Source organism: Mesorhizobium sp. GbtcB19 (assembly GCF_019091085.1).
GTDB lineage: Bacteria > Pseudomonadota > Alphaproteobacteria > Rhizobiales > Rhizobiaceae > Mesorhizobium.
Genome location: NZ_JAGXJY010000003.1, coordinates 52,604 through 75,324, shown reverse-complemented (window position 1 = coordinate 75,324; position 22,721 = coordinate 52,604). Strand labels below are relative to the sequence as shown.

General features: G+C 65.6%; 18 protein-coding genes. 4 read left to right on the top strand and 14 right to left on the bottom strand.

From position 1 onward, the window contains the following. Positions 1-131: 131 nt before the first annotated feature. Positions 132-1,181, bottom strand: a complete 1,050-nt coding sequence (gene deoC, locus KVT37_RS07170) for a deoxyribose-phosphate aldolase (RefSeq protein WP_217571087.1) — start codon at positions 1,179-1,181, stop codon at positions 132-134. Between the two features lie 192 nt (positions 1,182-1,373). Next, the gene (locus KVT37_RS07165) at positions 1,374-2,201 is read right to left on the bottom strand and encodes a ferredoxin--NADP reductase (RefSeq protein ID WP_217571085.1); all 828 of its coding nucleotides are present in this window, start codon (positions 2,199-2,201) and stop codon (positions 1,374-1,376) included. Between the two features lie 220 nt (positions 2,202-2,421). Between KVT37_RS07165 and KVT37_RS07160 the strand changes: the two genes are divergently transcribed. Both KVT37_RS07160 and KVT37_RS07155 read left to right on the top strand, forming a co-directional pair. After that, entirely contained in the window at positions 2,422-4,494 is a 2,073-nt protein-coding gene (locus KVT37_RS07160; protein WP_217571082.1) for a hydantoinase/oxoprolinase family protein, read from the top strand. 1 nt (position 4,495) lies between these two features. Then, positions 4,496-6,193 (top strand): hydantoinase B/oxoprolinase family protein, encoded by a 1,698-nt coding sequence (locus tag KVT37_RS07155; protein WP_217571080.1) that lies wholly within the window; start codon positions 4,496-4,498, stop codon positions 6,191-6,193. A 255-nt stretch (positions 6,194-6,448) separates the two neighbouring features. On the opposite strand, the gene KVT37_RS07150 is transcribed toward KVT37_RS07155, so the two are convergent. From KVT37_RS07150 to KVT37_RS07125, 6 genes are read right to left on the bottom strand one after another with little or no spacing between them, the layout of a single operon-like run. Next, positions 6,449-6,910, bottom strand: coding sequence for a MarR family winged helix-turn-helix transcriptional regulator (locus KVT37_RS07150; RefSeq protein WP_217571844.1), 462 nt, complete (start codon positions 6,908-6,910; stop codon positions 6,449-6,451). Continuing rightward, positions 6,907-7,491: an amino acid synthesis family protein gene (locus tag KVT37_RS07145; RefSeq protein ID WP_217571078.1), complete on the bottom strand. Its 585-nt coding sequence runs from the start codon at positions 7,489-7,491 to the stop codon at positions 6,907-6,909. The genes KVT37_RS07150 and KVT37_RS07145 overlap by 4 nt, the downstream gene beginning before the upstream one ends. After that, positions 7,484-8,368, bottom strand: coding sequence for a UPF0280 family protein (locus tag KVT37_RS07140; protein WP_217571076.1), 885 nt, complete (start codon positions 8,366-8,368; stop codon positions 7,484-7,486). The genes KVT37_RS07145 and KVT37_RS07140 overlap by 8 nt, the downstream gene beginning before the upstream one ends. Beyond that, positions 8,368-9,909, bottom strand: coding sequence for a 6-hydroxynicotinate reductase (locus tag KVT37_RS07135; protein WP_217571074.1), 1,542 nt, complete (start codon positions 9,907-9,909; stop codon positions 8,368-8,370). Before KVT37_RS07135 ends, KVT37_RS07140 begins: the two co-directional genes overlap by 1 nt. Next, positions 9,906-12,659: a molybdopterin-dependent oxidoreductase gene (locus KVT37_RS07130; RefSeq protein ID WP_217571072.1), complete on the bottom strand. Its 2,754-nt coding sequence runs from the start codon at positions 12,657-12,659 to the stop codon at positions 9,906-9,908. The genes KVT37_RS07135 and KVT37_RS07130 overlap by 4 nt, the downstream gene beginning before the upstream one ends. Further along, complete coding sequence (locus tag KVT37_RS07125) at positions 12,656-13,513, bottom strand: xanthine dehydrogenase family protein subunit M (RefSeq protein ID WP_217571070.1); 858 nt, start codon at positions 13,511-13,513, stop codon at positions 12,656-12,658. The genes KVT37_RS07130 and KVT37_RS07125 overlap by 4 nt, the downstream gene beginning before the upstream one ends. Positions 13,514-13,810: 297 nt before the next feature. Here KVT37_RS07125 and pncA point away from each other — a divergent pair, with 297 nt between their 5' ends. Next, complete coding sequence (gene pncA / locus KVT37_RS07120) at positions 13,811-14,425, top strand: bifunctional nicotinamidase/pyrazinamidase (RefSeq protein ID WP_217571068.1); 615 nt, start codon at positions 13,811-13,813, stop codon at positions 14,423-14,425. Between the two features lie 208 nt (positions 14,426-14,633). After that, entirely contained in the window at positions 14,634-16,049 is a 1,416-nt protein-coding gene (locus tag KVT37_RS07115) for a sodium:proton antiporter (protein ID WP_217571067.1), read from the top strand. 220 nt (positions 16,050-16,269) lie between these two features. Here KVT37_RS07115 and KVT37_RS07110 read toward each other — a convergent pair whose 3' ends face one another. The 6 genes from KVT37_RS07110 to KVT37_RS07085 all read right to left on the bottom strand — a co-directional run bounded on the left by KVT37_RS07110 (position 16,270) and on the right by KVT37_RS07085 (position 22,650). After that, complete coding sequence (locus KVT37_RS07110; protein WP_217571065.1) at positions 16,270-16,983, bottom strand: ABC transporter ATP-binding protein; 714 nt, start codon at positions 16,981-16,983, stop codon at positions 16,270-16,272. Beyond that, entirely contained in the window at positions 16,976-17,704 is a 729-nt protein-coding gene (locus tag KVT37_RS07105) for an ABC transporter ATP-binding protein (protein ID WP_217571063.1), read from the bottom strand. The genes KVT37_RS07110 and KVT37_RS07105 overlap by 8 nt, the downstream gene beginning before the upstream one ends. Further along, on the bottom strand, positions 17,701-18,663 hold the full coding sequence (locus KVT37_RS07100; protein WP_217571061.1) for a branched-chain amino acid ABC transporter permease: 963 nt from the start codon (positions 18,661-18,663) through the stop codon (positions 17,701-17,703). The genes KVT37_RS07105 and KVT37_RS07100 overlap by 4 nt, the downstream gene beginning before the upstream one ends. Beyond that, complete coding sequence (locus KVT37_RS07095; protein WP_217571059.1) at positions 18,660-19,541, bottom strand: branched-chain amino acid ABC transporter permease; 882 nt, start codon at positions 19,539-19,541, stop codon at positions 18,660-18,662. Before KVT37_RS07095 ends, KVT37_RS07100 begins: the two co-directional genes overlap by 4 nt. 214 nt (positions 19,542-19,755) lie before the next feature. Then, positions 19,756-21,060 carry an ABC transporter substrate-binding protein gene (locus tag KVT37_RS07090; RefSeq protein ID WP_217571057.1) on the bottom strand — a complete coding sequence of 435 codons (1,305 nt, stop codon included), beginning with the start codon at positions 21,058-21,060 and terminating at the stop codon, positions 19,756-19,758. A 156-nt stretch (positions 21,061-21,216) separates the two neighbouring features. Continuing rightward, complete coding sequence (locus KVT37_RS07085; protein ID WP_217571055.1) at positions 21,217-22,650, bottom strand: hypothetical protein; 1,434 nt, start codon at positions 22,648-22,650, stop codon at positions 21,217-21,219. Positions 22,651-22,721: the final 71 nt, after the last annotated feature.

Genomic DNA, 22,721 nt, shown 5'->3' with positions numbered 1-22,721 from the left:
TTTCGCCAATCGCCAGCGTTGCAGAACTGGAGCGGATAGAGGCGCAAGCTGATCTCCCCCCTTGTGGGGGAGATGTCCGGCAGGACAGAGGGGGGCGCGAAGGAACTCGACGTTCAAGGCGTTCACTCGCCTCAAGCCATCGCGTGGCGATGGTTGGCCGAATAGTGGCCGGTCAAATGATGTTCGAGCTGGCGTTCGATGTCGGTGAGCAGGCTGGACGCGCCGAAGCGGAACAGGTCCGGTTCCAGCCATGGCCGGCCGAGCTCTTCCTTCATCAGCACCAGCCAGTCGAGCGAGACTTTTGCGGTGGAAATGCCGCCGGCTGGCTTGAAGCCGATCAGGTAGCCGGTCTCCTCGAAATAGGCGCGGATGGCGCGCACCATGGCGAGACCGACGGGGAGCGTGGCGTTGACGCTTTCCTTGCCGGTCGAGGTCTTGATGAAATCGGCGCCCGCCATCATCGCCACCATGGAGGCGAGCATCACATTGCGCAAAGTGGCGAGGTCGCCGGTGCCGAGGATGACCTTGAGATGCGCATCGCCGCAGGCGGCGCGCATGGCGACGATCTCGTTGAACAGCTCGCGCCACTTGGCGCCATAAACCAGGCCGCGCGGAATGACGACGTCGATCTCGTCGGCGCCGTCCTTCACCGAGGCCTCGATCTCCTGCAGGCGCGTCGACAGCGGCGCAAGCCCGTGCGGGAACGCAGTGGAGACAGCCGCAACATGGATGCCGGTGCCGCGCACGGCATCGACCGCGGTGGCGACGAAGGGATGGTAGACGCAGACCGCCGCCGGGCGGATGGTTTCGCCTGATATGCCGAGACCCTCGGCGATATCCCGGCGCAGCGGATTGATCGCCTTGGCGCAGAGCCGGCGCACGCGCTCGTCGGTGTCGTTGGAATTCAGCGTGGTGAGGTCCATGCAGGCAATGGCGCGCAGCAGCCAGGCGGCCTGGTTGTCGGCCTTGATCGAGCGACGCTTGGTCAAGGTGGCGACGCGGCGCTCCAGCGCAGAGCGGTTGACGCTGCGCACCGATTCCAGGAAGCCGAGATCGAGCTTCATGCCGGGGTTGCGGGCGATGCCGTGCTCCAGCGGCACGGGCGTGTTGGCGGCGGCGCGCGCCGGCAGCGGCATAATTTTGGGCGCGCCAGCGCCTGCCTCGCGGATCGTGCTGCTCATCTCCTGCCCTTTCGTTTCAGCGCGGTTGCGCTTTCATACCTTCATGCGCGTCATTGGGCGACCGGCACGAAGATAGCCCGCGAAGCGATGCTTCACGAGTCTTTCAAAGCGTCATAGCGGAAAAAGGCAGCTCAGGCAGCAGATTTTTGACCGCATGGTCAAAGCACCGATGTTGGCCGATTGCGCCGCGCCTCAGCCGACGAAGGCGCGCTCGACAACGAAGTTGGCCGGATGGCTCAAGGAACCTTCCTGGAAGCCGAGGCTTTCGGCGAGTTCCTTGACGTCCTTCAGCATATGCATCGAGCCGCAGATCATGATGCGGTCGGTCTCGGGGTTGAGCTTGTCGATGCCGAGGTCGGAATAGAACTTGCCCGAGCCGATCAGCGCCGTGATGCGGCCCATGCGCGCCGATTCCTCGCGGGTCGTCGAATTGTAGAGCTTGACGCGGCCGCCGGTCAGCTCGCCGATCAGCGGGTCGTTCTCGAGTGCTGCCACGAGTTCCTGGCCGTAGATGAGCTCGGCATTGTCGCGGCAGGTGTGGGTGAGGATGACCTCGTCGAACTTCTCATAAGTGTCGGGATCGCGCAGCAGGCTGGCGAAGGGCGCGATGCCGGTGCCGGTCGAGATCATGACCACACGCTTGGCGGGCGTCAGCGCGTCGAGCACCAGCGTGCCGGTCGACTTCTGGCGCATGATGACGGTGTCGCCGACCTGGATCTTCTGCAGCTCGGAGGTCAGCGGACCATCCGGCACCTTGATCGAGAAGAATTCGAGCTCGTCGTCCCAGGCGGGGCTGGCGACCGAATAGGCGCGGAAGATCGGCTTCTCGGCATTGGGCAGGCCAATCATGACGAACTCGCCGGAGCGGAAACGCAGCGACTGCGGCCGGGTGATGCGGAAAGAGAACAGCCGGTCGGTATAATGCTTCACCGACACCACGGTCTCGGCATAGACATTGGCCGGGATCGGGAACTGCAGCGGCTTCGAGCCGGCGATGTTCAACGCGGATGTCGTGTTCATCAAACCCAACTTTCCGGCCCAGACGGAACGCACTGGCGCCAAACTTTCTCCTGCGCGCCCGAACGATCAGGTTCCGGCGCGCCTTCTGCACACTGCCAAGCGGTAAGCCCTTGTGTCCGGAATTTATTAGTATACAAATGATCTCGACGTCAAGATGGTGACGTAAAACGCCTTTCCAAACCGAGGCATATCCGTAGTTCTGGCATTTCGGGTTTCGACAATGGATGAGAAATTTTCCGCGTCGGCGGGAAGTGTTGTTGCCGGTATCGACGTGGGCGGAACCTTCACCGATCTGCTTTTGATCGACGGCAAGGCCGGCGGCAAGGTGCATATCGCCAAGACGCCGACAACGGTCGAAAACCAGGCCTTCGGCGTGGTTTCGGCGCTCGGGGCGACTGGCTTTCCGGTCGACGGCATCGACCTCATCGTGCATGGCACGACGACCACCACCAACGCCGTGCTGGAACGGCGACTGGCGCGTACCGGCATGATCACCACGCGCGGTTTCCGCGACGTGATCGAGCTTGGACGGCGCACGCGGCCGCAGGCCTATGGCATGACGGGAACCTTCGTGCCGGTCATTCCGCGCGACCTTCGGCTTGAAGTGTCGGAGCGGGTCGAGGCCTCCGGCGCGGTGCGCATATCGCTCGACGAGGCCGAGATGCGCGAGGCTGTGAAAAAGCTGCTCGACGCCGGCTGCGAGTCGCTCGTCATCCATTTCCTGCATTCCTACGCCAACCCCGCGCATGAGCGGCGCGCCGCCGAGATCGCGGCGGAGATCTGGCCGAACGGCCACATCACCACAGGGCATGCGCTGCTTTCGGAAGCGCGCGAGTTCGAGCGCGGCGTGACGGCGGCGGTCAACGCCTCGGTGCAGCCGATCCTCGAGCGCTATGTCGAGCGGCTGCGCAAGGAGCTTGCAGGCAAGGGCTATGCCCGCGACTTCCTGATCATGAACGGCAATGGTGGCATGATCTCGGCGCGCTTCGTCACGCTGGAATCGGCAAAGACGGTGATGTCCGGCCCGGCATCCGGTGTGATCGCCGCCGCCTATACCGGAAAACGTGCCGGCTTCGGCAACCTCGTCACCTACGACATGGGCGGTACTTCGACCGATGTGGCGCTGATCCGCAACGCCGAACCCGCCGTGTCGAACGAGATCGAGATCGAATATGCGATGCCGATCCATGTGCCGATGGTGGCGGTGCACACGGTCGGTGCCGGCGGCGGCTCGATCGCGCGCGTCGACGCGGCCGGGCTGATCCAGATCGGCCCGGAGAGCGCCGGCGCCAATCCCGGCCCGATCTGCTACGGACGCGGCGGCGCGGAGCCGACCATCACCGATGCCAATCTGGTGCTCGGACGCCTGGCGCCGAAGAAGCTGCTTGCGGTCGACAACCCCGTCACCGTCGAACGCGTGACCGGCATTTTCCAGGAAAAGATCGGCAAGAGGACGGGCCTTTCCGGCGTCGAGGCCGCAGGCGCCGTGCTCAGGCTCGGCAACATGAAGATGGCCGGGGCCATCCGCATGGTCTCGGTGTCGCGCGGCCACGACCCGCGCGATTTCGCGCTGTTCGCCTTTGGCGGCGCAGGGCCGCTGCATGCCACAGCGCTGGCGCGTGAACTCGGCTTGCCCAGGGTGCTGGTACCGGCGCGGCCGGGCATCACCAATGCGCTCGGCTGTGTCGTCGCCGATATGCGGCACGACTTCGTCAACACAATCAACATGCCGGTTGCGAGCCTCGACGAAGCAAAGCTTCGCGCGGTGCTGGAACGGCACCGGGACGAAGGCGAGGCGCTGATCGCCAAGGAAGCGGTGAAGCCCGACGCGATCCGCGTCACCCATTCGGCCGACATGCAGTTCGTCGGCCAGACGCACATCATCAACGTGCCGCTGCCGTCGTTAGCGGTTTCACGAGAAACGCTGCAGCTTTTGTTCGAAAAGGCCTATTTCGCGCGCTTCAAGGTCGAGCTGCCGGAAATCCGCGCCAATCTCGTCAACCTCAACACCTCGGTCACCGGCGTGCGGCCGCAGATCGACCTGTCGCGGCTGATCGACCCGGCGGGCCGCGCGGCAACGCTCGAGGAGGCGCGGCGCGAAATCCGGCCGGTCTGGTATCACGGCACGTGGCACGACACGCCGGTCTATGCCCGCGAAAAGCTGCCGCTCGATGCGGCAATAGAGGGACCGGCGATCCTGGAACAGATGGACGCCACCACGGTGCTGGAACCCGGCGACCATGCGCGATCGGACGCGGACGGCAACATCATCATCGACATCGGCGAGGCTTGAGATGGCGAAGCTCGACACGATAACGCTTTCGGTGCTGCAGGCGGCGCTGCAGCAGGTCTGCGACGAGATGGACCTGACCTTCTCCCGCGCCGCCTTCTCGCCGGTCATCGCCGAGGCCAACGACCGCTCGGACGGTATCTATTCGGCTGTCGACGGCTCGCTGATCGCGCAAGGCAGCCAGGGCCTGCCGGTGTTCGTCGGCGTCATGCAGTATTCGACTAAGACCGTCATCGAGATGATCGCCGACGGCCGCTGCCTCGCTCCCGAGCCAGGCGACATCTACATCGTCAACGACCCCTATCTCGGCGGCACGCATCTGATGGATGTGCGCTTCGTCATGCCGGTCTACCGGGATGGGAAAATCTTTTGCTGGCTTTCCAACACCGGCCACTGGCCGGATATCGGCGGTTCGGTGCCCGGGGGCTTTTCTGCCTCGGCTACCGCGGTCGAGCAGGAAGGGCTGCGGCTGCCACCGGTCAAACTGTTCAAGAAGGGCGTGCTCGACCCGGAGATCTACGCCATCATCTGCTCGAACATCCGGGTTGCCGACCAGCGCATCGGCGATATCCGCGCGCAGGCGGCTGCGCTGCTGATCGGGCAGGACAGGCTCAATGAAATCCTCGATCGTTACGGGGACGAAACCGTCGTCGAGGCGATCGCGGAACTGCGCCGCCGCGCCGCCGAGCAGATGCGCGCCTCGATCGCCGTCATCCCGGACGGTGTCTACCGCTCGCAGGCCTTCGTCGATTCCGACGGGGTGGTGAACGAGCCGCTGACCATCAACCTCGCCGTCGAGAAACAGGGCGACACGCTGACCTTCGACTTTGCCGGCTCATCGAAACCCTGCGCGGGGCCGATGAACAGCGTGCTGGCGACGACCTTGTCGTCGGTCTATCTCGCGATGCGCCATATTTTTCCGGAAGTGCCGATCAGCGCCGGCGCCTTCGAACCGCTAGACGTCAAGCGACCGGAAGGCACGTTCCTCGACGCGAAATATCCGCGCCCGGTGTCAGGCTGCGCGGCGGAGGTCTCGCAGCGCATCGCGGAGGCCGTGTTCGCGGCGATGGTGCAGGCGCTGCCGGAAAAGGTGACGGCGGCGCCCGCAGGCTCCAGCGGCAATTTCGCGCTCGGCGGCAACGATCCGGCGCGCGGCCGCGACTATGTCATGTACCAGATTTCCGGCGGCGGCTATGGCGGCAATGCCGGCCATGACGGATTGAGCAATGGCTGCTCGACCATCGGCATTTCGAAATCGCCGCCGGTCGAGATCATGGAGCAGGCCTTCCCGGTGCTCTACCGGCACTACGCGCTGCGCGAAGGCTCGGGCGGCGCGGGAAAACATCGCGGCGGCTTCGGGCTTGCCTATGAGGTCGAGATTCTGCGCGGCGAGGCACGCGCGTCCTTCGTCATGGATCACGGCCGCTTCGGCCCGCAGGGCGCGCTGGGCGGCAAGGACGGCGCGCCGAACAGCGTGACTGTGTTCCGGGGCGGCGAAGCGCATGTGCCGCCGCATCTTTCCAAGGAGCAGGACATCGCGCTCAAGGCCGGCGACCGCGTGCGCGTCGGCACGCCTGGCGGCGGCGGCTATGGCAATCCGCGCGAACGCGACCCGAAGCAGGTCGCCGAGGATGTCCGGCTGGGTTACTATACAGCCGAGCAGGCCAGGGAGATGTTCGGGGGCGAACCTGTCAATGGATAGACGTGGCGGATAGGTCGCGACCAATCCAAGCGCCCATGCCGAGTTCCGTCACACCCCCCTCTGCCCTGCCGGGCATCTCCCCCGCAAGGGGGGAGATTGGCAGTTCCAGCGCCGGTGCATCTCTACCTTCGTTGGCGATTGGCGAAAGCGGCGGCGACATCTAATCTCCCCCCTTGCGGGGGAGATGGCCGGCAGGCCAGAGGGGGGTGCTGTCCCGCCGGCGCTTAAAGATGTCACCCTGTCAAAAGCAACCCTTCACGCCAGCTTGGCCAGCAGCCGCAGAAAGGTCGCGGCTTCCTTTGCCGTCAGCGGCGCCAGTGTTTCCTCGGTGATGGTGCGGGCGAGCGGGATCAGGCGCTCGATCGCCTCGCGGCCTTCCGGCGTCAGATTGACCAGCAGCCGCCTTTTGTCGACCTCGTGCTTGGAGACCTCGACCAGGCCCCGCGCCTTCAGCCGGTCGATGACGCCCTTCACCGTGGCGGCGTCCATGGCGATCAGCGTTCCCAACTGGTTCTGCGAGGTCTCGCCGATGTCGTAGAGCTTGGCCAAAGCCGCGAATTGCGGCGGCGTCAGGTCGGCGATGTGAGCGGCGAAAAGCGAGACATGGCGCTGATGCGCCTTGCGCAGGATAAAGCCGACCTGGTCCTGCAGGTGATAGTTGTTCTCGTCGCCGTCCTCGGCTTCGACCAGCCGCAGCAGATTGTCCTCGCCGCTCATCTCAGGCCGTCCCATGCCTTGATCTCTTCGGCCGCCAGGCCGCCCATGCGGTTGTGGACGCGCGGGCCGCAGGTCATGGCGAGGCAGAACAGGATTTCGTCGGGACGCGGGCCGTCGCTGATGCCGACCTCCATGGCGTCGAAATGGCTGCGCACATAGGCGGCGTTGATGTGGCCGAGCGGCACGTCGAGCTTCGAGCCGAAAGCGCCGACCTTCTTGGCCGACGGCACGATGGCCTTGGCGTCGCCGAGGCGCTCGCGCATGGCGTAGCCGCCCGGCACATGCCAGAGCGCGCCGTGTTCAAGCTCACCCGCGGAACCGACGATGGCGCCCTTGCCGTAGCCGTCGATCTTCTTCACGTCGCCGCCAAGTGCCGCGATCAGCCTATCGGAGAGCAGGAGGCCGAGCGGCTTCAAATCTTCCATGGCGCCCTGCAGGTCCTCGACATAGCGGCCGGCGAAAGGGTTCTTGACCACGGCCAGCGCGGCGGCGCGAAGGCGCGGTTCTTTCGCCACGGGTCCGCCGTCGTGAAAAATCTCCTCGGTCAGGACCGCGACCTTGCGGATCGGAAAGTCAGGCATGGGCAGTTTCCTTCGCTTGATGCTTGTTGGGCGCGGCGAGCGCCACGGAACCACAGATACGGGCTTCGCCCGCCAGAAACAGCGCCGAGGCGGCGATCAGGCCGCGCCGGCGAAAATCTTCGGCGACCGCAAGGCCCTTGTCCAGCGCCCGAGCAATGTCGCCGGATGAAAGCGCGCCGACGCTTTGCGTCACCATCTGCTCGCCGAGATCGCTATCGGGCGCCAGGTCGCGCGCCGGAACGCGCGCGATGGCAGGATGACCGGGCAGGTCGACGGCGTTGGCAATCAGCGTCGCGGCCGCGTCGGCCTCGGCGCCGGTCGGCGCTAGAACGGTGACGGCATCGGCGATGCCCAACGAAAACGACCGGCCGCGCCAGCCGCTGGTGGCAACACCGCGCACGCCATCCTCGGCGCGGATGCCGACGCGATCGGCCATGCCATTGCCGGTGCCGGCGATCGCCACCGTCATCGACTGGTCCCTGTCGAGATGGAGGGCGCAATCGCCGCCATTGTTGACGTAAGCGCGGTCGAGCCGGCGGCCGGAGAGCATCGCGCCAAGAATTTCGTCGGCTACCGAACCGGCAACGGCCGCCATCGGCGTGATGAAGCATTCCGCCAGCGGCATGACCGCTGCCCCCATGCGGCGCGCCGTCGGGCCTGCGAAATCGCGCGGCGCCAGGAAGAATGACGGCAGGCGCAATTCGGGAAGCTCCTCGACCAGCTCGATCAGGATCGTCTGGAAGCGCGTGATCGCCTGCTCGTAGGCGGCGCGACGTTCGTCGTCAGAGCCAAAGGCCTCGACGATGAGGTCGATCGGCCCATGGTTGAGATGGAGCCGCCTGCCGTCGGCAAGCCAATGCGCCTGCGGGCCGTTCATCAGCCGGCCCCGTTCGCCGCGGCGCGCCGCAGCTGCGCCAGCGGCGGCCAGGGATTGTTGCGAGGGGCGCCGGTGTTGCTGCGCGGGTTGAGATACTCGCCACCCTTGGCGAGGATATCCTCGACGCTGCGGATCTCGTTCTCATAGCCGCCGAGCCGGACATAGTCGTCGCGGCGCATGGTGAATTCGATCGGCGCAACCAGCGCCGGCGTCGGCACATAGCCGAAGGCGCCTTCCGGCACGCGGGTGACGTCGACCATCAGCGTGATGCCGCCGCCCGGCCAAACATAGACCGGCGCGCCGCCGACGGTGACATAGGTTCTCAGGCCCTGAACCGAGCGGGTGAGGTTGACCGGGTTTTCGGTGACGCCGGCGCGCAGCGAGCCGCCGGCACCGCCGATGAAGAGAACCGTGCACAGCGCCGGCTCACAATTGTCCTCGATCAGGCCGACGGACTTTTGCAGCCGCTCGGGAAATGGCTTTTGGACCGGCTTCAGCTCATCGTCGAGCTCGTAATACGCGAACTGCTCGCCGGTGGTCGACACCATCAGCAGCGACAGGCCGGGGCGCGCGCCCTTCTTGGCGTTCCAGTCGCCGAGGATCGATAGCGGATCGGAGATCGTCGTTCCGCCCCAGCCGAGGCCGGGCTCCGAGACCTTGAAGTAACGGCCGGGCGTCGAACGGCGGCCGATGATCTTTATCCCGGTATCCTCCCAGCCCAGCACCTTGCCTGCCTGATGCTCGGAAACGACGCCAGTGATGTGGTCGTCGACCACCACCACCTCGTCGACGAGACCGCGCCATTGCGTGGCGAACATGCCGATGGTGGCCGAGCCGCAGCCGACGCGCATGCGGTGCTCGACCTTGCCGTCGATGACCGGCGCCTTGCCGGCCTCGACGATGATCGTCGCGCCGCCGTCGATTGTGAGCTCGACCGGCTTGCGGTTGCACAGATTGAGCAGCGCGTCGCAGGTGGCGCGGCCTTCCTGCTTGGAGCCGCCGGTGAGGTGATGGACGCCGCCGAGCGACAGCATCTGCGAGCCGTATTCGCCCGTGGTGACATGGCCGATGGCCTCGCCTTGCGAGCGCACCGTCGCTGTCTCGTCGCCGATGTGGCGGTCGGTGTCGATCTTCACCTTGACGCCGCAATAGGAGAAGATGCCCTCGGTGACGACCGTGACGAGATCGACGCCTTCGACCTCCTGGCTGACGATGAAGGGCGCCGGCTTATAATCCGGATAGGTGGTGCCGGCGCCGATCGCGGTGACGAAGCGGCGGCCGGTATTGACCAGTTCGCCATCCCACGCCTCGCCCTCGGCGACGAAGGGCACGACCGCGCCGCCCGTCTCGGCCGCATGGTCGAGGATGGTGAGCGGGTCCATGCGCACGATGCGGCCGCCGACATTGCCGTAGCGGTCGCAGGCGCCGGTACGGCCATCGGCAATGTAGCACATGACCGGACAGGCATCGCAGCGGATCTTTTCAGCCACCTGCTTCTCGCCGGGATCATGGGTTTCGAAACGTTCGGCAAGCTCGCTCATCGGCGCGCCTCCTTCTCGCGGATCGCCGCCAGGATGCGGCTCGGCGTCGCCGGCACCTTGGTGACCAGGACGCCGGTGGCGTGGCGGATGGCATTGAGGATCGCCGGCGCGGTCGGGATCAGCACATGCTCGCCCAGGCCCTTGGCGCCGAATGGCCCCTCGGGGTCAGGAACCTCGACCAATATGTGCTCCACCGGCGGCACGTCGCCGATGGTGGGGATGAGATAGTCGTGCAAGTTCTCGGTGCGGCCGGGGATATATTCCTCCATCAGCGCCATGCCGATGCCTTGCGCGATGCCACCCTCGATCTGGCCTTCGACCAGCACCGGGTTGATCGCCTTGCCGACATCATGCGCAGCGATGATCTTGAGCAGCTTGACGGTTCCCAGCTTCAGATCGACCTCCAGCTCGGCGATCTGCGCGCCATAGCCGTAGACGGCGTAGGGCTTGCCCTGGCCCTTGGCGTCGAGCGGCAGCGTCGGCGGGTCGTAAGTTTCCTCGGCGACGAAGACCAGGCCGTCGGCATCGGCCTTCAGCTCAGACAGATCGATGCGGCGCGCGGCGTCGCCTTCGCGGATCGAAAGGCTCGATCCTTCGAGTGCAATCATCGCTTCGCCCGAGACATTGGCGAAGCGCAGGACCTTTTCGCGCAATGCCCGGCCGGCTTTTTCGGCGGCCTTTCCTGTCACAAAAGTCTGGCGCGAGGCGGATGTTTTGCCGGCATCCGGTGTGATGGCGGTGTCGGCGCTCTTCAGCCGGAATTTATCCAGCGGCAGGCCGAGCGCGTCGGCGCAGATCTGAGAGATGACGGTGTTGGAGCCCTGGCCGATGTCGACGGCGCCCTGATGCAGGATCACCTCGCCCGAGGCCGAGATGCCGACCTTGATGGTCGAGGGATTGGGCAGCGAGGTGTTCCCGCAGCCATACCAGCAGGAGGCGACGCCGACGCCGCGCTTGCTTGCGCCATGGATCGCGTTGAATGCCGCTGCTTCGGCCAGCGCGCGCGCCCAGTGCGGCTGAAGCTGCTCCAGGCATTCGCCGATGCCGACGCCCGATTCCAGGCGCTGGCCGGTGACCGTCTCGCAGCCATCGCGCAGGCAGTTCTTCAGGCGGAAATCGAGCCGGTCGATGCCGAGCTTGCCGGCGAGCTCGTCATAGAGCGTCTCCTGCATGATGGTGGCCTGCGGCACGCCGAAGCCGCGGAAGGCGCCGGCGATCGGACCATTGGTGTGGATGGCGTAACCGGTCGCGCGGTAATTCGGCGTGGCATAGGGGCCGGAGGCATGCACCGGCACGCGGTTCGCGACCGTCGGCCCCCAGCTGGCATAGGCGCCGGTGTTGAAATCGCCCTCAAAGATCATGCCGCTGACCCGGCCTTCGGCATCGGTGCCGATGGTCGCCTTCATCTCGGCCGGATGGCGCTTGGTGGTCGACATCATCGATTCATTGCGGGTGTAGGCGAGCGCCGCCGGCCGTCCCGTCTTCATCGCCACAAGGCCGATGAGCGGCTGCAGCGAGACGTCCAGCTTGGAGCCGAAGCCGCCGCCGGTGGCGGTCGGCACGATGCGCACTTTGTCGACGGAAAGGCCGAGTACCTTAGCCGTGTCGTCGCGGTCCATGTAGGGCGCCTGGGTGCAGGCGACGACGACGAGCGTGTCGCCATCCATATAAGCGTAGCCGGCTTCCGGCTCGATATAGGCGTGCTCGACAAAGGAGGTTTCGATGGACCCGGACGCCGTCACGGCCGCGCCGGCAAGCGCACCCTCGGGATCGCCACGCTCGACATAGCCGGAGGTCAGCAGGTTCGCCGGGCGGTGGCTGTGGATCAGCGCAGCACCCTCAGCCTTCGCCTCGCGCGGCTGCAGCACATGCGGCAGCTCGGTCCAGGTGATCGGAAAATCCGTCAGATCGAGATCGAGGATCGCCTCGCGCTCACCCGCAACCAGCGCCACCGCCTCGCCGCGCAGGCGGACAAAACCTTCGGCGAGCGCCGGCTGGTCGGCAAAGGGACCGATGACACCAAAACAGTTCTTTCCCGGAATGTCGGCGGCCGTGAAAACACCGGCGATGCCGGGATGGGCTTCCGTCCAGGCCTCGAGATCGCCGAGGCTGAAACCGGCGTGATAGTGCGGCGAGCGGACCACCAGCACCGACAATGCATCGGCCGGGAAGGAATCGCCGCCGAACTTCTCGCCGCCGGTGACTTTCGGCACGCCATCGAGGCGGATCGGCGATGCGCCGACGGCGCGGCCGACTTGCGGCAGGCGAAGGTCGACGCCGTTCATGTGCCGCGAGGCCTGCATCACCGCGTCGACGATTTTTCGGTAGCCGGTACAGCGGCAGAGCACGCCGCCCAGCGCATCTTGCGTCTCGGTCTCGCTCGGCGTCGGGTTGCGCTCCAACAGCGCGGTGGCCGCGACCAGCAGGCCGGGCGTGCAGATGCCGCATTGCGCGGCGCCATGTTCGAGGAACGAAGCCTGCAAGGCCGAAAGCCGGCCGTTGCCGAGGCCCTCGACCGTCGTGACGGATGCACCCGTCACGGAAGCCGCCGGCACCAGGCAGGCGCAGACCGGATTGCCGTCGACCAGCACGGTGCAGGCACCGCAATCGCCGGCGTCGCAGCCGACCTTGGTGCCGGTCAACCGCAATTCGTCGCGCAACACCTGCGAGAGACGCCGAACCGGCGGCACGGAAACGCTGACGGTGGCGCCGTTGATCTCGAAAGCGATCTCGGAGCGTTCCATGCTCATGCCGCCACCTTACCCTCGCCGAGCCCTGCCGCGGCGCGCACCGCGCGGACAACGATCTCTCTTGCCGCGTCCTGCCGGTATTCGGCGCTGCCACGCACATCGGCGATCGGCGACAATTCATCGATCGGCGCGGCCAGCACAGCATCGGCAAGCGCCGCCGCGACCGGTTGGTCTCGCAGAGCCGCCTCGACGCCGGCAAGACGGCGGGCGACCGCCGAGCAGGAGCCGACGGCGATCGCCGCATCGGCGATCACGCCATCCTCGACCACCAGCCGCGCCGCCGCCATCGCGATCGAGATGACGAGGTAGCGCCGCGCGCCGAGCTTGACGAAGGCCGAGGCGCCTGTGGCGGAACGCCTCGGGACACGGATGGCGGTGACCATCTCGCCCGGCTGCAGCGCCGTGCGGCGGTTGCCGAGGATGAAGTCGCCGAGCGGCAGATGACGTACGGCCTTGGCTGACCGCAATTCGACATCGGCGTCGAGCGTCAGCAGCGCCGGCACGCCATCGGCGGCGGGCGAGGCGTTGCAGAGATTGCCGGCAACCGAAGCGACATTCTGGATCTGGACCGAGCCAACCTCGCGCGCGGCTGCCTTGAGCGCGTCGAACGCGGCCGGCAGGGGGTGACGAACGACGTCGGTCCAGGTGGTGCGGGCGCCGATCCGCCAGTATTCGTCCGTCTCTTCGACGCCGCGCAGCGCGGCGAGGCCGTTGATGTCGAGGATGTTGTCGCGGAACGGTTTCGCGCCCTGCGCCGGATAGAAATCCGTGCCGCCGGCGAGAATGCGCCAGCGGTCCTCGCCGAGCAGAGCGAGCGCCTCGTCGACCGTGGTGGGTTTCGCGTAACGGATCACGCTCTGCCTTCCAGAACCTTCCCAGAAACGGACCATTCCCGCTTGGCCCTCCCAAAGCACCCGGGCTTTAGGCTTTCTGCCGGTTTCACACCGGTCAAATTCATTCGTATGCAAATGATATCAGGCCGGCCGGAATTGTCAAAGCCGGAGTTGGCGCCGCCAGCAGGCCGAATGACCGGCAACGACATTGTTATGGCGCTGGAGGTTGACGCCGCCGGCCATCTGGTCAAGGTTCCGTGTCCGGTCGCGTCAGCGGCTTTTGGACTGCTGCCCCAAGCCCAGACGAGAGGGAACCGCATGGCCGAAGAAGCGCTCATCGTCATCGACCTGCAGAACGACTTTTGCCCCGGCGGCGCGCTGGCGGTGGCCGGTGGCGACGAGATCGTGCCTTTGGTCAACGACCTGATCCGGCGCAGCGAGCATGTGATCCTGACGCAGGACTGGCACCCCGCCGGACATTCGAGCTTCGCCTCCAGCCATCCCGGCAAGCAGACCTTCGAGACGATCGAGATGCCTTACGGGCCGCAGACGCTGTGGCCGGATCACTGCATCCAGGGCAGTCTCGGTTCCGATTTCCATTCCGGGCTTGCCTGGACCAAGGCCGAGCTGGTGATCCGCAAGGGGTTCCGCGCCGCGATCGACTCCTATTCGGCCTTTTTCGAGAACGACCACACGACGCAAACCGGCCTTGCCGGCTATCTGAAGGAACGCGGCATCGACACCGTCACCCTGGTCGGGCTTGCAACCGACTTCTGCGTCGCCTTCTCGGCGCTCGACGCGGTGAAGCAGGGTTTCAGGACGACAGTACGGCTCGATGCCTGCCGGGGCATCGACCTCTACGGCTCGGTCGAGGCGATGCTGAAGCGCATGCGCGAAGCCGGCGTGACGCTCGAAGACCATTCGGCGGATTGACCGGACGGTGGGGAAGGTCCCCCTCACCCGGATTGCGGGCTCCCCCTTCCCCCCTTGTGGGGGGAGGTGTCGCCGAAGGCGACGGATGAGGGGTGTTCCAGGGAAAGCCGACGTCTCACTCCGCTGGAGCACCCCTCATCCGTCTCGGCGCTACGCGCCGATCCACCTTCTCCCACAAGGGGAGAAGGGGAAGGCGCGCAGCGGTCGGATGATTTTTCCATTCGCTTCGCTCGCCATAGCGCTACTGCTTCCAGCACAAGCGCTCGCCGCCGAAATCCAAGAGTTGCCCGGCGCCGCCATGTCGCTCTGGTGGGGACTGCCCTTTGCCGGCCTGCTTTTGTCGATCGCGACCGGACCGCTGCTTTTCCCGCATTTCTGGGAACATCACTATGGCAAGATCGCCGCTGCCTGGGCCGTGCTGGTGGTCGCCCCGATGGCGATCGCCTTCGGGATTCCCGCCGCAGGCGAAGCGGTGCTGCACACGCTGCTCACCGAATATCTGTCCTTTATCATCCTGTTGTTCGCGCTCTACACGATCTCTGGCGGCATCCTGCTCGCCGGCAACATCCACGGCACACCGCTCGTCAATGCCGGCCTGCTGCTCATCGGCGCGGTGCTTGCCTCGGTCATCGGCACGACCGGCGCCTCGATGATCCTGATCCGGCCGATCCTGCGCGCCAACGACAATCGGCCGTTCAACGCGCATGTGGTGATCTTCTTCATTTTCCTGGTGTCGAATATCGGCGGCTCGCTGACGCCGCTCGGCGACCCGCCTTTGTTCGTCGGCTTCCTGCGCGGGGTCGATTTCTTCTGGACCACGGTGCACATCCTGCCCGACACGCTTTTCGTCGGCGGCCTCGTGCTGGCGGTCTTTCTCGCGATCGACATTGTGCTGCACCGCCGCGAAGGCGGCGCGCCGAAGATCAAGGACCCGACGCCGGACACGAAAGTGCGGCTGCGCGGCCTCGCCAACCTGCCGCTGCTTGCCGGCGTGATCGGCGCGATCCTGCTTTCGGCGAGTTGGAAGCCGGGGATGAGCTTCTCCATCCTCGGCGTCAACCTGGAGCTCCAGAACCTGGTGCGCGACGCCATCATCCTGGCGCTGGCCTTCCTGTCGCTTCGCGTGTCGTACAAAAGCCACCGCGAGGCGAACGGCTTCACCTGGGGGCCGATCGCCGAAGTAGCAAAATTGTTTGCCGGCATTTTTGTCTGCATCGTGCCGGTCATCGCCATCCTGCGGGCCGGCCATGACGGCGCGCTGGCGCCGCTGGTGGCGCTGGTCACGTCGGCCGATGGCCGGCCCAACGACCTCGCCTATTTCTGGCTGACCGGGGCATTGTCGTCCTTCCTCGACAATGCCCCGACCTATCTGGTGTTCTTCGAGCTGGCCGGCGGCGACGCCCGGCACCTGATGACCGAGGCCGCCTCGACGCTTGCCGCGATCTCGGCCGGCGCGGTGTTCATGGGCGCCAACACCTATATCGGCAACGCGCCGAACTTCATGGTCTATGCCATTGCCCGGCATCGCGGCGTGAAGATGCCCGGCTTCTTCGGCTACATGGCGTGGTCGGGCGTGGTGCTGATCCCGACGTTTCTGATTGCCGGTTTTCTGTTCTTCGGGTGAGGCGAAGGACATTGGCGCTGTTCTTCATTGTCCTCGGTTCCTCTCCCCCGCAAAGCGGGGGAGAGGTGGCCGCGAAGCGGCCGGAGCGGGGGCTTTCGTAGGGTGCTCCCCTCTCCGTCTCGGCTTCGCCGAGCCACCTCTCCCCACTTACGTGGGGCGAGGAACGACCTGAGGCGGCGCCACGCCCGCCAATTTCGAGGCTGCGGCAATTTCAGGGGCTTCAGCCCACCCCAACATATCTTCGCACCGCCGACGGATCGGCGCGCAAGGCCTCGACATCGACCGTCTCGCGGTTGCGGCCGTTCTCGATGAAGCAAACGCGGTCCGCCACTGAGAGCACGGCGTCGACGCGCTGCTCGACCAGGATGGTCGAGACGCCGAACTCGCGCAGCTTCGTCACCGTCTCGCGGATTTTCGCGATCATCGATGGCATCAGCCCTTCGGTCGGTTCGTCGAGCAGCAGCACCTGCGGCTCGAGGCACAGCGCGCGCGCCATGGCCAGCATCTGCTGCTCGCCACCAGACAGTGTGCCGGAGCGCTGTTTCAAACGCTGGCGCAACAGCGGGAAGAGGTCCAGCACATTTTCCCGCACAGCCTTGCCCTTGCCGCGCGCCATCAGGCCGATCTCGATGTTTTCCGCCACGCTCATCTCGGCAAACAATCGCCGGCCCTGCGGCACATAGGCGACGCCGGCCTTCGGCACGTCATGCGCGGAGAGCCCGGTCAGTTCCTTGCCGTCCAGTTTGATCGAGCCGGCGGCCGCCGGCACCAGCCCCATGATCGCTTTCAGCGTCGTCGTCTTGCCGGCGCCGTTGCGGCCGAACAGGCACAACACCTCGCCCTTGTTCAACACGAGATCGAGGCCGTAGAGCACCTGGACCTCGCCGTAGAAGCAGTCGAGGCCAGAAATGGCGAGCAATCCCGTGCTAGTCATGGGTCGCTCCGAGATAGGCGTCCTGGACTTCAGCGTTGGCGCGGATCTGTTCCGGCGTGCCTTCAGCGAGGATCTTCCCGAAATTGAAGACGGTGATGCGGTCGGCGAGTTGCATGACGACCGGCATGTTGTGCTCGATGAGCAGCACGGTAGCGTCCTTGGCGATCTCGCGCACAAGAGTGATGAAATTGTCGATCTCGCTGTCGGCAAGGCCTTGCGTCGGCTCGTCGAGGATCAGCAAGCGCGGCTTCAGCGCCAGGCCCATCGCCACTTCCAGGAGGCGCTGGTGGCCATAGGACAGTTGCCCGGCCGGCGTGCCGGCGCGGTCGGCAAGGCCGGTGCGCTCCAGCGCCGCCATGACGCCGGTCCTGACCTGCCCCTTCGAGCGGCCGTCGGTCAGCGTGCGCTGCACCGGCAGCGCGACATTGTCGAAGGCGGTCAGGTTGGCGAAGACGCTGGTGATCTGGAAGGTGTAGGCGACGCCGAGGCGAACCCGCTTGTAAGCCGGCATGGTGGTGATGTCGGCGCCGTCGAAGACGACCATGCCGGAGGACGGCCGGATGCGGCCACTGAGCAGGCTGACGAAGGTGGTCTTGCCGGCACCGTTAGGGCCGATGATGGCGCGGATCTCGCCCGGCATCAGCGCAAAGTCGACGCCGTCGACGGCGCGAAGGCCGCCGAAATTGCGCGACAGGCCCTTGGTGGTGAGCAGCGGCATCATGGCAGCCACCTCAGCCAGCGCTCACGGATGCTGCCCAGAATGCCTTTCGGGAAGAACAGCACCAGCAGGATGAGCGCGACGCCGACGATCAGCAGATAGGCGGAGGTGAAGCCGCTGGTGATGTCGGTGACATAATACATGAACAGCGTGCCGACGAGCGGCCCGAGCGTGGTCGCTGCACCGCCGAGCAGTACCCAGAGCAGCGGCAGGATCGAATACTGCACGCCGGCGAAGCTCGAGCCGACATAGCCGAACAGCAGCGCGTACGCCGCGCCGGACGCCGCGCAGATGGCACCAGAGGCAACGACCGCCGCGAGCTTGTTGGCGACCGTGTCATAGCCCAGCATCTTCGTGCGCTCTTCATTCTCGCGGATCGCGACCAGCACGCGGCCGAAGCGGGAGCGGACGATGGCCAGGGTGATGAGCAGGACGACCGAGAACAGCGCCAGCGCGCTCATGTAGCGCACGGTGGGATTGGTCAGGTCGAGCGAGGCGCCGCCGATCGAGACCACCCTTGCCGCCTGCTGAATGACGAGGCCCTGGTCACCGCCGGTCCAGGCGGCGAAATAGAGGATGAGCAGGTAGAAGACCTGCGCGAACATCATGGTGACGATCATGAACGCCACGCCCGAAGTGCGCAGCGCCAACAGGCCGACGGCCAGGGCCAGCAGCGCGCCGCAGGCGACCCCGGCAAGGAAGGCTTCCGGCACGCCCCAGCCGAGATGATAGACGGTCAAGCCCGCGCCATAGAGACCGGCCGAGAAGAACATCGCGTGACCGAGGCTGAGCAGGCCGACATAGCCGAAGAGCAGATTGTAGCCCATGGCGAAGACCGCCAGCGCCATGATGCGGGCGAACAGGCCCTGGTGATAATCCGGCAGGACGAAGTTCAGCACGAACAGAAGCGCGATGACGCCGATATGCAGCGCGTAGGTCTTTGCCGGCGAAGCATCCCTCATCTCGGCGTGGTCCCGAACAGGCCTTGCGGCCGGAACACCAGCACCATGGCGACGACCAGCGTGGCGATGATCTTGGCAAGGGTCGGCGAGAAGAACATCGAGATGATGCCGTCGGAAAGGCCTATCAGGACGGCGGCGACCACGGTGCCGCGCAGCGAACCGAGACCGCCGATGATGACGACGATGAAGGAGAGCAGCAGCGGATCCTGCCCCATCAGATAATGCGCCTGGCTGATCGGCACGATCAGCACCGCGCCGATCGCCGCCAGCATGGCGCCGACGGCGAAGACGCCGGCATAGACGCGCTCGACCGGGATGCCGAAGGCCTGCGCCGTCTCGCGGTCATATTGGGTAGCGCGCATGATCAGGCCGATTTTCGTGCGGGTCAGCACCAGCCAGGTGATCAGGAGCAGAATGGCGGAGGCCGCAACCACCGACAGCTTGTAGCCGGAATAGCCGAACCACGGCAAAAGGATGCGGTAGCTGAAGGGCGGCTCCACGGGGCGCGCTTCGGGACCGTAGAAGGTCAGCGCCAGCTGCTGGATGATGTAGAGCATGCCGATGGTGGCAACGATGGTGCCTTCCGGATTGTAGTTCAGCCGGCGCAGCACCAGCCGTTCGGCAATCAGCGCGATCAACCCGACAAGCAAAGGCGCGATCACCAGTGCGGCCACGAAACCGATCGCCGGATGGCCGGAAATCGCCGTCGAGATCGCCCAGGCGAGCACCGCGCCCAGCATGAAGAACTCGCCATGGGCGACATTGACGACGCGCATGACACCGAAGACCAGCGACAGGCCGAGCGCCGTCAGCGCCAGCACGGCGGAGGTGACGAGGCCTTCGAGGGCGGCGAGGAGGAGATGGGGACCGAAGTGCATTACGCGCGAACGGATGCGCGAGGCACCCCCCTCTGCCCTGCCGGGCATCTCCCCCGCAAGGGGGGAGATTGGACATCATCACAGGCTTCGCCAATCGCTAACGTCGCCAAATAGGCGCCGCCGCGTGAACTGCTGATCTCCCCCCTTGCGGGGGAGATGGCCGGCAGGCCAGAGGGGGGTGCCTTGGCGCTCACGTTTGCAGGAGCAGCTAAACTCACAGCGCCTGCGTCGTGTAATCCCCCTCAGCCTCGTAGAGACCATCCTCGATCTTGGTCTTGTGGACGACCTTGAGCTTGCCGCCTTCGACCTTGGAGATGTTCTGGATACCAAAACACTGGTGGATCTTGCCGTTGAAGGTTTTTGCCCCTTGCGGATGTTCCGGCCCTTCGGCGAATTCCTTCAGCGCCTCGGTCGCCTCGACCAGCTTGGCGCGGTCTTCGGGTCCCTTGTAGCCGGCATCTTCCATCGCCTTCTTGACGACATAGAGCGTCTCCCAGCAGCCGAACATGTGCGATGCCGTGGAGACGTCCTTGGGGTCGCCGACGGCGGCGCCATTGTCGTCGATGCCGACGGCGGCGCGGTAGGCTTTTTGCGCGGCGGAGTCGTTAGCCTGCGCGTAGCGCGGCGAGCCTTCCCAGAAGTGGCTGCCGTCGAGGAATTCGAGGCCGGGGCTGTTGATGTCGGTGGCCTCGAGCGAATCCATGAAGCCGAAGAGCTGCGGCCGCTGCGAGCCGTAGAACTCGCCGAGCTCCTTGACGAAGGTGAGCACGGCCGGGCCGACCATGACATGGTAGATCACTTCCGTTTCGGCCGGGATCTGCGGGAAGTACTTCGTGAAGGAGCTCTCCGTCGGCGGGATGGCGATCTGCGCGATCACATCGGCGCCGTGCGCCTTCAGCGCCGGCGGCAGGTAGTCACGATGATCGTAGCCGAAGGCGAAGTCGGGGAAGATCTGCGTCACCTTCTTGCCGGCGTTCGCCGCGATCCACGGCGCCATCGACTGGATCTGGCTCTTCACGTCGGTGATGCCGGGCTGGAAGACGTAGCGGTTGAGCTTGGTGGAGGCGACGTGGTGGCCCTCGCTGACCACGAAATAGGGGATCTTGTTCTCGCCGGCGGCGGGCGCCGAGCCGATCACGACATGCGAGAACAACGTGCCGAAGACGATGTCGGTCTTGTGCTGCTTGGCGAACTTGGCCACCACCTCGGCGCCGCGGGCGGGATCGGTGCCGTCATCCTCGATGACCAGCTCGACCGGACGGCCGCCGATGCCGCCGGCGTCGTTGATCGCCTTGACGGCGGCGGCGCTCGTCTTCTCGTACCAGCGGCCATAGGCGGCGCCGATGCCGGTGCGGTGCGACTGGAAGCCGATCTTGATCGGCGCCGAGCTCTGCGCCTGGCTGTAGCGGACGAAGCCGGGCGCCAGCGCAAGGCCGGCGCCGGCGGCGATGCCCTTCAGCGCGGTGCGGCGCGTCAGCGTCGTCTTGGAGAGGTCGAAAAATCCGTTCTTGTCAGCCATGTCCGTTCCCCTGTTTTTTCAGTCTTGACCAGCGATAAGGCGGCTAATCCATCCCCTTCCGAAGGATGGAAAAATTGCATGTGTACAAACTAAATCACCAAAGCTTTGGCCTGGCAAGCGAGCTTTACCCGACGGCATTGTTGGCACGCTCTTGTGTCATCCGGCGGTCGGCGTGGCAAGCAACCACAGGCCGAAGATCGTGTAGGCGATCATCAGCAAGGTGAGCGGCAACTGGCTGAGGGCGGCGCGCGATGGTTGTTTGTGGAGACGCCAGGCAAGGCCATGGGCGACGAGCACCGCCAGCACATGGCCGGCGATGATCACACCGGCCTGGATGTTCCACAGCCACCAGGCCGACTGGGCACCGGCGACGACGCCGGCCTCGACCATCCTATTGGCGGTGCCAAACAGATCCCAGCCCAACGCGAACGGGTCTGACAGGGCGACCAGCGCGTACTGGCCGTCGACGAGCAGCACGGTGAGGTAATGCGCGATATGGTAGGCAAGCGCGATCGGCACGATCGACCAGACCAGCAGGCCGGCTGCCTCGCCGAAAGAATGCTTATCGCCGGCGAGGCGCTGGCCGAGAATGACGGCAAGAGCAAACACGGCCGCGAGCAGGACGAAGGTCAGCACGAGACCGAAACTGCCGATGCCGATCAGCGCGGTGCGGCCAGGATATTCCAGCGGATTGATGCCGAAGAGGCCGAGCCAGAAGAAGGTTTTCGACAGGCCGTCGAAGGATACCGAGGACAGGGCCAGCAAGAGGAAAGCCGTACCGCTCTGCGGCAGCGGCTCGCCGGCGAGCAGCTTCGCGCCGGGCCAGCAGAGGCCGAGCCGGCCGTCGACGCGTTCGAACGGCGCGAAGCGGGCGACCATCGAGAAAAAAACGGTCAGGAATTCGCCGCGCCTGCTCCAGCCGTCGTAGCCGAAAGCCAGCATGGCGGTGAAGCTGACCAGCCAGTAGAGGCCGGCGGCAAAGGCTAGGCGGGCCGGATCATCGGGGGCCGGATCAATCAGTTCGAACCAGGCGAAGGCGAAGAACAGCGCGAAGGCCGGCCAGTAGCCGAGCCATGACGGCAGGCGTGGTGGCTTTGCGGTATCAAGGGCGAAGACACGAGATGCAACGCGCCAAGGGCCGTACCATGGATTGAGCCACGACCAGAGATCGCCGAGCACGCCCTGCAGCAGCGTGAAGCCGGCCCAGAGCAGCGTCCAGACGACCAACGGCAGCGGGTTGGAGAGTGGATCGCGGCTGCCGAAGAGGCCAGCGGCGACGAGAAGTGCGAAGCCGGCAAAGGAAATCAGGCTGATGAGGATGCGCGGGGCGTCGCCGAAGGTGAATAACGGTAGGCGGCGGCGCCAGAAATTGTCGAGGACGGCGGGCGGCAGCAGCGCCAGGACGAGGAAGCTGACGGCGACAGCCAGCGCGCCGCCGGCGATGTAATAGCCGGTGGGCAGAAGCAGGACGTGGCCGCGGTCGGAGGCGTGGGCAAAGGCGGAGGTGGGGAGGAGGGCGAGGGTGGTGGCTGATGCGAGAACAACGCCAGCGTCGTGATCCTTCACACCCCCCTCTGTCCTGCCGGACATCTCCCCCGCAAGGGGGGAGATCGGATGTCGCCTTGGCTTTCGCCAATTTTCAGAGGTGCAGAAAAGGGCGG

What these genes read in the sequence shown, in the direction of transcription:
- KVT37_RS07085 (WP_217571055.1), bottom strand. Translation starts at nt 22,650, where the DNA reads ATGTCCGGCAGGACAGAGGGGGGTGTGAAGGATCACGACGCTGGCGTT.
- KVT37_RS07110 (WP_217571065.1), bottom strand. Translation starts at nt 16,983, where the DNA reads ATGACTAGCACGGGATTGCTCGCCATTTCTGGCCTCGACTGCTTCTAC.
- KVT37_RS07155 (WP_217571080.1), top strand. Translation starts at nt 4,496, where the DNA reads ATGGCGAAGCTCGACACGATAACGCTTTCGGTGCTGCAGGCGGCGCTG.
- KVT37_RS07100 (WP_217571061.1), bottom strand. Translation starts at nt 18,663, where the DNA reads ATGAGGGATGCTTCGCCGGCAAAGACCTACGCGCTGCATATCGGCGTC.
- KVT37_RS07135 (WP_217571074.1), bottom strand. Translation starts at nt 9,909, where the DNA reads ATGAGCGAGCTTGCCGAACGTTTCGAAACCCATGATCCCGGCGAGAAG.
- KVT37_RS07165 (WP_217571085.1), bottom strand. Translation starts at nt 2,201, where the DNA reads ATGAACACGACATCCGCGTTGAACATCGCCGGCTCGAAGCCGCTGCAG.
- KVT37_RS07130 (WP_217571072.1), bottom strand. Translation starts at nt 12,659, where the DNA reads ATGAGCATGGAACGCTCCGAGATCGCTTTCGAGATCAACGGCGCCACC.
- KVT37_RS07150 (WP_217571844.1), bottom strand. Translation starts at nt 6,910, where the DNA reads ATGAGCGGCGAGGACAATCTGCTGCGGCTGGTCGAAGCCGAGGACGGC.
- KVT37_RS07145 (WP_217571078.1), bottom strand. Translation starts at nt 7,491, where the DNA reads ATGCCTGACTTTCCGATCCGCAAGGTCGCGGTCCTGACCGAGGAGATT.
- KVT37_RS07160 (WP_217571082.1), top strand. Translation starts at nt 2,422, where the DNA reads ATGGATGAGAAATTTTCCGCGTCGGCGGGAAGTGTTGTTGCCGGTATC.
- deoC (WP_217571087.1), bottom strand. Translation starts at nt 1,181, where the DNA reads ATGAGCAGCACGATCCGCGAGGCAGGCGCTGGCGCGCCCAAAATTATG.
- KVT37_RS07115 (WP_217571067.1), top strand. Translation starts at nt 14,634, where the DNA reads ATGATTTTTCCATTCGCTTCGCTCGCCATAGCGCTACTGCTTCCAGCA.
- KVT37_RS07105 (WP_217571063.1), bottom strand. Translation starts at nt 17,704, where the DNA reads ATGATGCCGCTGCTCACCACCAAGGGCCTGTCGCGCAATTTCGGCGGC.
- pncA (WP_217571068.1), top strand. Translation starts at nt 13,811, where the DNA reads ATGGCCGAAGAAGCGCTCATCGTCATCGACCTGCAGAACGACTTTTGC.
- KVT37_RS07090 (WP_217571057.1), bottom strand. Translation starts at nt 21,060, where the DNA reads ATGGCTGACAAGAACGGATTTTTCGACCTCTCCAAGACGACGCTGACG.
- KVT37_RS07095 (WP_217571059.1), bottom strand. Translation starts at nt 19,541, where the DNA reads ATGCACTTCGGTCCCCATCTCCTCCTCGCCGCCCTCGAAGGCCTCGTC.
- KVT37_RS07140 (WP_217571076.1), bottom strand. Translation starts at nt 8,368, where the DNA reads ATGAACGGCCCGCAGGCGCATTGGCTTGCCGACGGCAGGCGGCTCCAT.